This is a genomic window from Paenibacillus sp. G2S3 (genome assembly GCF_030123105.1).
GTDB lineage: Bacteria > Bacillota > Bacilli > Paenibacillales > Paenibacillaceae > Paenibacillus_AQ.
In genome coordinates, this window is sequence record NZ_CP126095.1 from 1,292,142 (window position 1) to 1,303,884 (window position 11,743).

Sequence of the window (11,743 nt, forward strand, 5' to 3'; positions counted from 1 at the left end):
TCATGATATACTTATAATATAGTCACAACTTATTTAAAGTTTACATACATTTTACCTAACTGTTTATCCTCAAAAACAAAACCTTTTTATACTGAGGTTGTACTTGAGGAGGTGGAACCTTTGCTTAAATTACAAAACATAAGCAAGCATTACGATAACAAGGTTGTTTTAGAGGATATTAGTCTAGACATCCAAGCAGGGGAAATTGTCTCCTTACTCGGCCCCAGCGGGAGTGGCAAAACCACCTTGCTAAACATCATCTTGGGACTGGCAAAAATGGAGCAAGGGAAAATTATTTTTAACGATCAGGATTTGAGTAATGTACCAATGAAGAAACGTGGATTTAATATAGTGTTCCAAGATTATGCATTGTTCCCTAACTTAAATGCTTACGAGAATATCGTTTATGGTCTGAAAAATAAAAAAGGATTAACGTCGGAGCATGAGATTCAGGAGTATATCGAGTTTCTGGAATTAAAGCCGCATTTATCGAAGAAGATCGGCGCTCTATCGGGGGGGCAGAAGCAAAGGGTGGCTTTGGCAAGAACGCTCGTGATGAAGCCTAAATTATTACTGCTCGATGAACCTCTAAGCGCTCTGGATGGAATCATCAAAGAATCTATTAAAGCCCGGATTAAATCCATCGCCAGAGAATATAAGCTTACGACGATTATCGTCACCCATGACCCTGAAGAGGCGTTAACCCTGTCGGATAAAATCCTCATTATCAATCAAGGTCATATTGCCCAATTCGGAACGCCGCAAGAGATCATTCATCATCCTAGTAATGATTTTGTGAAAGAATTTATTCTGGGGCAACTGCAAGTGAAACGTGAAAATATCTATAACCTGTTCGGTGAACATTATGCCTAAAGCTAAACCGGAAATGCGGATCATTTTTATCCCAATCGTATTGTTATTTATTGTTTTCCTGATCTTGCCGCTGGCAGTTTTATTTATCCGCTCGTTTGAGACGGGCCAAGGTTATTCGGTATCCAATTATCTCACCATTCTGGCAGATCAAGAGATTCGAGAATCCATCGGAAATAGTATGAAGGTCTCCGGTGTTACGGCACTCATCACGACGGTTCTAGCCTTTATCCTAGCCTATTCTATCCATTGTACAAGAATCTATCGCCCGTTAAAAAGCATCATTAGAACTGGAATCCTGATCCCCATGCTGCTGCCTACGATTACTTATGGGTTTGCAATTATGTACTCTTTTGGCAATCAGGGACTGATTACTAAAATCTTCGGACGGAATTTATTCGAGATTTACGGATTTAATGGACTGTTGATAGGCTATGTGATCTATACCTTACCTTCGGCTTTCCTACTGATTCATAATTCGTTCAAGTACATTGATAAAAAGTTCATCGTCGTATCCAAGCTTATGGGAGATGGGACGCTGCGAAGCTTCATGAACACGATCGTTCGGCCATTATGGGGTACTTTGGGAGGGGCATTTGTTCTTTCTTTTATCCTAAGCTTCACGGATTTTGGGATCCCTGCATCGGTGGGGGGGACGTATAACGTGGTTGCTACTCAGCTGTATCAGGTCATGCTTGGGGCTATACCGGATTTCAACAATGGGGCAGTTATTGCTGTACTGATGTTAATACCGGCGGCATTCGGGGTTGTGCTGTTAACGTATCTTGAAAAGTTCAATTTCCATTATGACAAGGTGACTGAAATCGAGATGATCCGGAATAAAGGCAGAGATTCGGTTCTTGGACTGATCTCATCCGTAATTCTAATTGGGCTACTGGCTGTGTTTGCAGTCATGTTCGTTGCACCACTGATGATTGGCTATCCTTATGATCTAACGTTTACGTTTAAGCATTTTGTGGATGTTTTTCAATCCAGCGATTTAATCAATGTATATAAAAACTCCTTGCTCGTAGCAGGGCTGACAGCAATCGTAGGTACGATCGTGGCTTATGCTGCGGCTATCATCAATGTGCGAACGCCCGTAAAAGGGAAAGCGACTTTCGACATTCTATCGATGGTGACGAACACGGTACCGGGTATGGTCCTTGGTCTGTCGTATCTACTTCTGTTCAATAACAGCAGTCTCAAAGGAACCTTTACGATTCTTGTGCTCTGCACCCTTGTCCATTACTTTACGACTCCTTATTTGATGGCAAAGAACTCTCTGGCGAAAATGAATCCATCGTGGGAAACCACTGCTGAGTTATTAGGTGACAGCTGGCTGCAGACGATCCGCCGGGTCATTCTACCGAACTCTGCATCCACGGTGATCGAGATGGTCAGCTACTATTTTATCAATGCGATGGTGACTATTAGCGGAATTATCTTTCTAGTGACTGCCCAAACCTCGGTAGTTGCGAGCAAAATAAAAGAGCTGCAGCATTTCGCCAAATTTAATGAGGTGTTTGTCCTATCCATCCTGATCTTTTGCACCAACCTTATCATTAAGCTCCTAGGTGACTATCTCCAGAAACGGCAATCAAACTCTCGTTAGTTAACGATTTTATATATAAAAAAACTAGTTAAAGTGAGGGAGAAATTATGTCTAAGAGAATTAAGGGATTCAAAGGAATTATGTTGTCTATCGTGGCTTTGAGTTTGGTGTTTACATTAGCAGGTTGCGGAAATAAAGCATCGGGTGATGCGAGTAAAGTAGTGATTTTGACCAATGCAGATGAAGAAGCTGTAGCCTCTATGGAGACTGCGCTAAAAGGTGCGGGGTACGAAGGGCAATATATCTTTCAATCCTTAGGCACTTCTGAGCTGGGTGGAAAGCTGATGGCAGAGGGAGACAAAATTGAGGCTAACCTGATCACGATGAGCTCTTATTTTGTAGAAAGTGCGCAAGAGAAACACGACATGTTTAAAGACCTATCATTTACGACTAATGCACTAGATTCCTATCCAGCGTACTATACGCCGATTTTGGCGAATACCGGTGCTATTTTTGTAAACACAGCGGTGCTTAAAGATAAAGGCTTGGCGATGCCAACGTCCATTAAGGATTTAACAAAACCAGAATTTAAAGGCTTGGTATCTGTTCCGAACATTATGGACTCCTCGACAGGCTGGTTGTTAGTTCAGGCGATTATATCGCAATACGGGGAAGAAGAAGGCAAAACGGTTCTGCATGATTTGGTTGCTAATGTAGGTCCACATCTGGAAAGCTCCGGTTCCGGTCCGATTAAAAAGGTAAAAGCAGGAGAAGTAGCTGCAGGCTTTGGACTTCGTCATCAGGCAGTACTAGCTAAAGAAGAAGGCGCACCGATTGACTATGTAGATCCAACGGAAGGTAACTTCTCGCTTACAGAATCCGTTGCCGTAGTGAAAAAAGACGATGCGACTACAGAGCTGGCTATGAAAATGGCAGAAACGATTATTAAAGATGCTAGAAAAGATTTAATTACAAATTACCCAGTAGCTCTTTATAAAGATGAAACAGTTAGTGATATCCATAAACCTGCACACAGTATGAAATTTGTTAAGCCGTTGACTGTGGAATTGCTGGAGCAACATCAACAATTCTTTAAAGAAAATAAATAAGATTAGAAGGAGTGTTAGGGCCATGAACAACTATAAATTGCTGACACCCGGTCCATTGACAACTACTAACACGGTCAAAGAGCAAATGCTCTTTGACCGTTGTACTTGGGACCAGGACTATAAGAACACTACACAACAAATCAGATCCAGACTTCTGGATTTGGCAAGGGCAACGAACGAGGAATATACGGCAGTTCTCATGCAGGGTAGTGGTACGTTTGCAGTGGAATCTGTGCTGACTACGGCGATCTCAGCGGATGATAAGCTTTTGATTATTACAAACGGTGCCTACGGAGAACGTATTGTGCAAATGGCGCAATATATCGGACTCCATTATCGTGTGTATAGTGCCCTATATAATGAATTCCCCCAAGAGGCAGAGCTTAGAGGGATTCTTAAAGAGGACCCAGCCATTACGCACATTGCGATGGTGCATTGCGAGACGACGACAGGGATTCTTAACCCGCTTGAGATGATCTCACAACTGGCAAAAGCCTACGATAAAACATTAATTATCGACGCGATGAGCAGCTTCGGTGGAATAGAGATTGATGTACCTGGGCTTGAAATTGACTATTTAATCAGCAGCGCCAATAAATGTATTCAGGGTGTTCCGGGGTTTGGGTTTGTCATTGCAAAGCTGGATAAGCTGCTCACATGTAAAGGGAATGCACGTAGTCTATCACTTGATCTATACGATCAATGGAAGGCGATGGACGCGGATGGGAAATGGCGCTATACGTCTCCGACCCATGTAGTGGCTGCATTTTCGAAGGCGATTGAAGAACTGATCGAAGAAGGCGGCATTCCTGCAAGGGCAGCAAGATACCAGAATAATAACCGCGTACTGAGAGAGAGACTTGCGAGAATAGGAATAGAGGCGTATATCTCAGACGATAAGCAATCTCCTATAATAACCACCTTTCTTTTTCCGAACGAGACGTTTAGCTTTGAAGATTTCTATGAATATGTGAAAGAAAAGGGCTACGTCCTCTATCCAGGCAAATTAACGGAGCACGACACCTTCCGGATTGGGAATATTGGTGAAATTTACGAAGAAGATATTCAGAGCTTATGTAATATTATCGAAGCATACATGGGAGGAATGACACAATGAATCAAGTCGAAGGCGTAATTCTGGATTGGGCAGGAACAGCGGTTGATTTTGGCTGCTTTGCACCGGTGAATGTGTTCCTTGATATTTTCCGGGAAGCTGGGATTGAAGTTACGATGCAGCAAGCAAGAGCCCCTATGGGGATGCTGAAAATAGATCATATCCGCGCGATGTTATCCATGCCAAGAGTAGGTGCTTTGTGGGAAGAGAAATTTGGCAGAGCTTTTACTGAACAGGATGTAGAGAACCTGTATGCTGAATTCGAACCGGCCCTGATGGCATCCTTATCCGAATATACCGATCCGATTCCGCAGGTCATTGAGACCGTCCAAGTGCTCAGAAGCCAGGGATTAAAGATTGGCTCGACCACTGGATATACCCAATCCATGATGGATGTTGTGATTCCAAATGCCGCTAGGAAGGGATACCAACCGGATTATGTAATCACGCCAGATGGGACGCATTCACTGGGAAGACCTTACCCTTATATGATTTATCATAATATGGAAGCTTTAAAGCTATCGGCAGCATGGAAGGTTGTTAAGGTAGGTGATACGATTTCAGACATTCAAGAAGGCGTTAATGCAGGCGTCTGGTCTGTAGGTGTAATTATTGGAAGCTCTGAAATGGGCTTAAGCCAGGAGGAATTTAATGCACTTTCAGACGTGGAGAAGGAAACGGTGATCTCTGCGACACAGACCTCTTTTATACAAAATGGCGCAGACTTTACGATTCAATCGATGAGTGAGCTGCCTCAGCTAATTGGGCGAATCAATGTCCTGATTTCTCAAGGAATCAGACCTTATGCGAGATAATTATGAGCTGAAAAGGGAAGGCGACATCAACTTTAGCCCCTTGCGGACAGAGTGGATGACCCAGCTTAGCGCTGTGAGTATGGAGCGGATCGAAGCGGATGAGCGTGCATATATGCGACAATCCATGTCAACGCCGTGCTTGAACAGCATCGTAGATGCTGAGGGATGTTATATCACAGATGTGAATGGACGCAAATATCTTGATTTTCATGGAAATAGCATTCATCAGATTGGTTATAAGAATCCTTACGTAACTGAAGCTTTAAAAAAACAGCTCGACGAGCTACCGTTTATTCCAAGAAGATTTACAGCAGATATTGCGGTGAAAGCTGCAGAAGCTTTAATCAACAAAACGACTTCAAAGGACTATAAAGTACTTTTCACTCCATCCGGGAGTGCAGCTGTAGGTCTTGCCCTTAAGATTGCTCGCAAATGGACGGGAAAACATAAGGTCATCTCCATGTGGGAGTCTTTTCATGGCGCGGGACTGGACACGATCGCTGTAGGTGGGGAGTATGTGTTTAAAAAGGATATGGGCCCGCAAATGCCAGGGATGCTGAAAGCCATTCCCTTTAACGGATACCGCAACCTGCTGGGAAGTCATTCCCATGAAGCAGTGGCTACCTTCTGCCTCGACTATCTGGAATATATGATTCAGCATGAGGGAGAGATCGGGGCGATCTTACTGGAGCCTATTCGGGCGACGGATACGCATATCCCGCCTATCTCTTATTTCACAAGATTAAGAAAAATATGTGATGAATATGGGATTCTGCTGATTTTTGATGAGATTCCAACAGCGCTTATGCGAAGCGGAAGGTTCTACGTCCATCAGAATTTTGAGATCGAACCGGACATCCTTGTGCTGGGTAAAGGGTTAGGTGGAGGGGTGATCCCGCAAGCGGCGGTGCTTACCAGAACGCAATATGATTGTGTAGGGGATATATCTTTGGGTCACTATACCCATGAGAAACCGGCGTTAGGAAGTGCGGCGATCTGTGCCACCATCGATTATATCGATGACTTAAATCTGCAGGAACAATGTATCGGCCGGTCTGAATTTGTAAGAGGAAAGCTTGAGGCTCTGTCGGCTAAACATGCTTGCATAGGAGATATTCGAATCGCTGGATTACTGATCTCCATTGAACTTGTGAATTCCAGAGACACCAAAGAGAAGAATGAGGAATTAGCTGAGCGAGTCCTATATTATTGCTTGGAGAAGGGTCTTTCTTTTAAATTGGCTGGAGGGAACTGCATCACTTGGCATCCCCCGCTTATTGTATCTGAAGAGCAATTAACATTTGCAGTTAACCTTCTGGATGAGGGATTGAGTAAATTTAGTTGAGAGATAAGTAAGCTTCAAAACAGGTTTCTTCCGCTCCGTACATGGGGTTGAAGGAACCTTTTTTGTCGTTTAAGGAGTGAAGGACCTGCTCTTTTTGGGTAAGTTTAGAGTAACAGTTGAAATAATGGCTTATTACTAGGAGGAGATAGACGTGGGAAATCCATTGAAGGAATTAAAGAATAGTGTGAACGGTCTGAAGCAGTCCCTTGACGGAGTTAAACAATCGGTAGAGGGATTGAAGGAACCAATAGATGAGATGAAGGGGAATATCCAGATCACGTTGGAGCAGGCGAAGGATAGATCAGCAGAATTCAAATCGGAGATCAATCGTATGAAGGAATGTGTAGAGGAAACTAAGCTGGTTGTAAATGAGGCGAAGCAAACGGTAATGGAGGCGGGCGAAGTGCTATACACCCAGAAACGCTATAAAAGATTGTTGAACCGAAACCGAAAAACGAAGCCTGCAAAGGCAGGCAGTCGTTAACTATATAAAATGAACTGTAGGAGCGATAGCGCCCGCCTTTGTCGTAGTGACGACCCATACCTAGAATTAAAAATTATACGAATGGGCTGGAGCAGCATTTAAAAAGATTCGCAACAGCTCGTCCACCGCAGTGTCTAGACGGGAATGATTGTCGGCTGCAAGCCAATCCTCTTGCACGATGATGTAGCTGCAGGAGCTGCTTTTTAAATAGCTGTATATAATTTGTGCTTCGTCAATTTCATGGCGAGTAATTGCTGCCGGGGCCTGGTTAAGTTCACCGCAGAAAGCGTCCATAATCGCTGATGTTATAACGGATTGCAAGTAGGTAATATCGGGTTGAGCGTATTCGAGCTTAGTATGCGTCAGGATGCGATTGCCTTTGAGCAATATGAGTTTAAGTGTCTGTTCATCCATGGCCTCAAGGATAGCAATATTCTGATTCTCTGCGGCGAATTCGATAACCTTCTCTTTGTGATTCAGGAAGCTGATGGCTCCGATATAATCCCTGTATTTGGCGGCGGTTTCGAAGTCAAATTGCTCTGCTGCTTTAGTCATCTGTTGCTCCATCTCCACAAGGAGGCTGGAATCCGTTCCATTTAGTAGGGCTATGACTTTATCAATGATTGTATTATATTGAACAGCGGCTTCGCCGCCTGCACACATCCCTATGCATAAGCCAAGCGAATGGTTCAGGCATAAAGAATTTTTGAAGCTAGGATTGCTGCAAAGGATTTTTGAGCTTTCCTTGATGCCTTGCACGGCTCTTTCCACGGTACTTCTACTCGTGTAGGGCCCCCAAATCAGGTTCCCTTTCTGGACATCAGGATCATAGGTTATCTCTAACGAACGTATCTTGTCGTCTGCTCCTATTACGATATACGTATAGGCCTGTGGATTTTTCATTTTTCTATTGTACATGGGCTTTATTTCTTTAATTAATTTGCACTCTAGCATAAAAGCTTCGAATTCGGTATCTGTAAGGATAATATCCAAATCTTTAATATGCCGAACGAGCTGTTTTACCTTTGGGGAATGAGACTTCGAGTTTTGAAAATACGATTTCACTCTCCGTTTCAACTGCTTCGCCTTACCTACATATATAATATGGCCGAGGCCATCCTTCATGAGATACACGCCGGGAGTCAGGGGAAGGCTCTTTAGTTTCTCTGATAAATCGATAGTAACCCCTCCGTCATTCAAGATCTGATTAATAGTTTTAGTATAAGCTTGCAACCTTCATTTGTTCAAATCAGTCTAATAAGAAATGATCGAATAGTGAGGAGGGAACTTATGCGTAGAGCGAGTAATATTGGAGGGATGCTTCTGATAACGAGCATGTTATTGCTTACAGCCTGTAGTAATGGAACGCCTGAAAAAGGTGTAGATCCGAAGCAGACGCAAGAGCAGTCTCAAACGGAACAATCATTGACCTCAGCGGAACCCACACAGACGACACAAGAACCAACCGAAACAGAGCAGTCACAGAAGACACAGGAACCCTCGAGTACCGATCAGGAGCAGGAGAAGCAGGAACCATCGAGTACCGATCAGGAGCAGGAGAAGCAGGAACCATCGAGTACCGATCAACCTCAGGATAAGGAAGGACTTCCGCCATCGGTAACGGAAGCAGCATCTACGGTGATGAATGTGCTTCGGAACAAGGATATGAACCAACTAGCTGCATGAGTCCATTCGGAGAAAGGACTTCGGTTCTCTCCCTATGCACACGTGGATACGAAGAATGATCTTGTGTTCAGCAAGGATGAAGTGGAAGGATTAATGAAAGACTCCACCAAAAGAGTCTGGCGAACATTTGCTGGCTCGGGTGATTTAATCGAGCTGACCTTCGCAGATTACTACAAGCGGTTTATTTATGATGCGGACTTCATTCAGACGGCCGAGATTGCTGTGAACAAGGGGCTTGGTCAAGGCACAATGATTAATAACTTAAACGAAGTGTATCCAAAGGAGAAATATGATTTCGTTGAATATCATATTGAAGGTATCGATCCTTCTGTGGAAGGGATGGACTGGCGCAGTCTGCGTCTAGTCTTTGAGAAGATTGGAGAGGATCATGCACTAGTAGGTATTATTCATGATCAATGGACGCCTTGAGAAGTAGAGGTTTTTTTATTAGTCCTATCCGCTATTCACAACATCCACTGCGTCTTCTGCATTCACCAAATCTACCGCATCAGTAGCATTCACCAATCTACCACATCCGCAGAGGCTTAAGGACCCAGATGACGTTATTTACATGTTTTTAGCCTTTGGAGCACAGTTTCGGACCCCAGTGCAGCTATTCCATAGAAATAGGCTCATAATGAGTGTTTTTTATGCCAATAGCGACTATGGAGACCATTAGTAGTTCAAATATGCGATTTTGCTGCGAATAAGGTCATTTGTGTCCGATAACTGCTGCATTCGCCCAAAAACTACGAAGTCAAACAAAGAGAGTGGATTTTGAACAAGGGGAAGGTCCCAAAAAAACGAAGGTGCCTCAGAAGCCATTTCACGGCTTTTGGGGCACCTTCGTTTGATTCGTTTCATAAGAATCGAGTCCGGAGCATTTATTGCGTAGCGCTAGAAGAATAAGATGTAGATCCGGATACCGATTTAGCGATCGCTTTATATCCCTCTGGCAGATACGTGGTAACAGATGCTTTTGTGATCACCTGTGCGTACATTTTCCCTGGTTCAGGAGCTGTCACGTTAAAGTAAATCACAGCCGTATTGTCTTTTCCAAATTCGATTCGCTCAATCACTAGCCCATATCCAGGGTTAGGTAGATTATTAACGGTCAGCGTAGCTTTGTTTACGCCTTCACCCGCTTTGGTCAGTGTAACCTCTGTTTCGTAGGTTGGAGTAGTTGGGCTGTCATTTGACGTAATTACACGTTTGGCAAAAGCGGCTGCATCATAGGTCAGAGCGGCTGCTTCCGAGCGGGTAATGGCATCATTTGGCCGGAAATTACCATTCTTATCGAGTGTAGCAATATGTGTATTCAACAGGATCTGGAGGCTATTTATAACCTCTGTAGAGAGTTTATCGCCATCTTTAATGTCCACATACATCAGCGTAACCGGGAAGTTACCTTTACTTTGCAGTGCTTGTGTCAATAAGTGAGCGAACTGAGCACGGGTGATGGTTCCGTTAGGGTCCACAGTCCGATCGAGTGAAAGGCCATTTTGTTTGGCAGTCAGGAAGGCCGAAGCATACCAGGATTTGTCGTTCACTTTATCAAAATAATCACTGGCTTTGGAAGAACTACTACCCGCCGCTGGCTTCGGAGTCAGATTCAGACCCCCAACGATGAATTGTATCCCTTGCGCAAAGCTTACCTTAGATTTAGGAGCAAATTTATCTTTGTCTACTCCGTTTATAATCCCCTCTTTATGCAAAGAGTTGATTTTTGCTTCCGCAGGATCACCTTTCAAATCTGAAAAAGCAAAAGCGGATGCCCCAAAAGACACACTCGCTGCCAAAATGCCGCAGGCTATAGTCATTTTTTTAGCGTTATTTATGAATAATGTTTTTTTCATTTGCGTCACCTCCATACTCTTAGATGGTAGTTTAGACCAAAATGTTGCATAGAATTTAAAATATTATAATGATTCGAATAAAACGTTATCCGCGCAGGAGCGATTCGGCACCATCTACATAAATCTCAGTTCCTGTCACATGAAAAGATTCATCCGATGCGAGAAATAATACCAGATTGGCTACTTGTTCAGGTTTACCGGGCGCATTTTCCAGTGGATGATTGCCTTCCGGAAATTCTACAGGAATCTTTACTTCTTGAAGATCATCGCTCTTATCCGTATTATCCCCAATTTGAGTGTCGATCGATCCAGGACATACCGCATTTACGCGGATACCGTATTGTGCCAGCTCTAGCGCAGCCATTTTCATAAAAGCGACTTGTCCAGCCTTGGAAGAGGAGTACGCAGCAGCGCCGATGTTCGAGAACACTCGGTTGCCGTTAATGGAGCTAGTGATAATGATGCTGCCGCCATTTTCTTTCATATGGGGGATCGCATATTTTACTGTGGCAAAGGTACTGCGTAGGTTGGTATCTAGCGTCTGGTCCCAATCTTCGATTTCTAATGTTTCGATGGGAGCCCATGTACCATTAATGCCAGCATTAGCAAAAATAATATCAATCTTCTGAGCTTCATCCGCAACCTTACGGATACTTTCTTCGACCAGACCTGGATTGGAAACATCGCATTCAATAACTGTAGCTATTCCTCCAATGGATTCAATTTCACGTTTAGTTTCATAGGATTCCTCAGGTGTGCGGTCAAGCATATATACCTTAGCTCCGTGCTGAGCAAACCTTATGGCTGTAGCTTTTCCAATACCGGACCCTGCGCCTGTGACTACTGCAACTTTATTTTGCAAACGTTGATCTAACATGATGAATTTCCTCCTTGGCGTTAGACTTCTTA

At 43.7% G+C, this 11,743-nt stretch carries 12 protein-coding genes; 9 read left to right on the forward strand and 3 right to left on the reverse strand.

Features of this window, described 5'->3' with window-relative positions; translation table 11 throughout:
• Positions 1 to 120: 120 nt before the first annotated feature.
• The 7 genes from QNH28_RS05685 to QNH28_RS05715 all read left to right on the forward strand — a co-directional run bounded on the left by QNH28_RS05685 (position 121) and on the right by QNH28_RS05715 (position 7,292).
• Positions 121 to 873: an ABC transporter ATP-binding protein gene (locus QNH28_RS05685; RefSeq protein ID WP_283910537.1), complete on the forward strand. Its 753-nt coding sequence runs from the start codon at positions 121 to 123 to the stop codon at positions 871 to 873.
• Positions 866 to 2,485, forward strand: coding sequence for an ABC transporter permease subunit (locus QNH28_RS05690; protein ID WP_283910538.1), 1,620 nt, complete (start codon positions 866 to 868; stop codon positions 2,483 to 2,485). Before QNH28_RS05685 ends, QNH28_RS05690 begins: the two co-directional genes overlap by 8 nt.
• Before the next feature lie 47 nt (positions 2,486 to 2,532).
• Positions 2,533 to 3,534, forward strand: a complete 1,002-nt coding sequence (locus tag QNH28_RS05695; protein ID WP_283910539.1) for an extracellular solute-binding protein — start codon at positions 2,533 to 2,535, stop codon at positions 3,532 to 3,534.
• A 22-nt stretch (positions 3,535 to 3,556) separates the two neighbouring features.
• On the forward strand, positions 3,557 to 4,651 hold the full coding sequence (phnW, locus tag QNH28_RS05700; RefSeq protein WP_283910540.1) for a 2-aminoethylphosphonate--pyruvate transaminase: 1,095 nt from the start codon (positions 3,557 to 3,559) through the stop codon (positions 4,649 to 4,651).
• Positions 4,648 to 5,463: a phosphonoacetaldehyde hydrolase gene (gene phnX, locus QNH28_RS05705; protein ID WP_283910541.1), complete on the forward strand. Its 816-nt coding sequence runs from the start codon at positions 4,648 to 4,650 to the stop codon at positions 5,461 to 5,463. The genes phnW and phnX overlap by 4 nt, the downstream gene beginning before the upstream one ends.
• A complete protein-coding gene (gene pbfA / locus QNH28_RS05710; protein WP_283910542.1) occupies positions 5,453 to 6,808 on the forward strand; it encodes a (R)-1-hydroxy-2-aminoethylphosphonate ammonia-lyase in 1,356 nt (451 codons plus the stop codon). The genes phnX and pbfA overlap by 11 nt, the downstream gene beginning before the upstream one ends.
• A gap of 151 nt (positions 6,809 to 6,959) precedes the next feature.
• A complete protein-coding gene (locus QNH28_RS05715) occupies positions 6,960 to 7,292 on the forward strand; it encodes a DUF6468 domain-containing protein (protein WP_283910543.1) in 333 nt (110 codons plus the stop codon).
• Between the two features lie 66 nt (positions 7,293 to 7,358).
• Here the strand turns inward: QNH28_RS05715 and QNH28_RS05720 are convergent, their stop codons facing one another.
• On the reverse strand, positions 7,359 to 8,492 hold the full coding sequence (locus QNH28_RS05720) for a UvrB/UvrC motif-containing protein (protein WP_283910544.1): 1,134 nt from the start codon (positions 8,490 to 8,492) through the stop codon (positions 7,359 to 7,361).
• Positions 8,493 to 8,582: 90 nt separating this feature from the next.
• On the opposite strand from QNH28_RS05720, the gene QNH28_RS05725 reads away from it, so the two are divergent.
• A complete protein-coding gene (locus tag QNH28_RS05725; protein ID WP_283910545.1) occupies positions 8,583 to 8,978 on the forward strand; it encodes a hypothetical protein in 396 nt (131 codons plus the stop codon).
• A 42-nt stretch (positions 8,979 to 9,020) separates the two neighbouring features.
• Positions 9,021 to 9,407 carry a hypothetical protein gene (locus QNH28_RS05730; RefSeq protein ID WP_283910546.1) on the forward strand — a complete coding sequence of 129 codons (387 nt, stop codon included), beginning with the start codon at positions 9,021 to 9,023 and terminating at the stop codon, positions 9,405 to 9,407.
• Positions 9,408 to 9,862: 455 nt separating this feature from the next.
• On the opposite strand, the gene QNH28_RS05735 is transcribed toward QNH28_RS05730, so the two are convergent.
• Positions 9,863 to 10,834 (reverse strand): S-layer homology domain-containing protein, encoded by a 972-nt coding sequence (locus QNH28_RS05735; RefSeq protein ID WP_283910547.1) that lies wholly within the window; start codon positions 10,832 to 10,834, stop codon positions 9,863 to 9,865.
• An 85-nt stretch (positions 10,835 to 10,919) separates the two neighbouring features.
• Entirely contained in the window at positions 10,920 to 11,711 is a 792-nt protein-coding gene (locus tag QNH28_RS05740; protein WP_283910548.1) for an SDR family oxidoreductase, read from the reverse strand.
• Positions 11,712 to 11,743: the final 32 nt, after the last annotated feature.

Coding starts and splice junctions, on each gene's coding strand:
- phnW (WP_283910540.1), top strand. CDS start 3,557: ATGAACAACTATAAATTGCTGACACCCGGTCCATTGACAACTACTAAC.
- QNH28_RS05695 (WP_283910539.1), top strand. CDS start 2,533: ATGTCTAAGAGAATTAAGGGATTCAAAGGAATTATGTTGTCTATCGTG.
- QNH28_RS05690 (WP_283910538.1), top strand. CDS start 866: ATGCCTAAAGCTAAACCGGAAATGCGGATCATTTTTATCCCAATCGTA.
- QNH28_RS05725 (WP_283910545.1), top strand. CDS start 8,583: ATGCGTAGAGCGAGTAATATTGGAGGGATGCTTCTGATAACGAGCATG.
- QNH28_RS05740 (WP_283910548.1), bottom strand. CDS start 11,711: ATGTTAGATCAACGTTTGCAAAATAAAGTTGCAGTAGTCACAGGCGCA.
- pbfA (WP_283910542.1), top strand. CDS start 5,453: ATGCGAGATAATTATGAGCTGAAAAGGGAAGGCGACATCAACTTTAGC.
- QNH28_RS05735 (WP_283910547.1), bottom strand. CDS start 10,834: ATGAAAAAAACATTATTCATAAATAACGCTAAAAAAATGACTATAGCC.
- phnX (WP_283910541.1), top strand. CDS start 4,648: ATGAATCAAGTCGAAGGCGTAATTCTGGATTGGGCAGGAACAGCGGTT.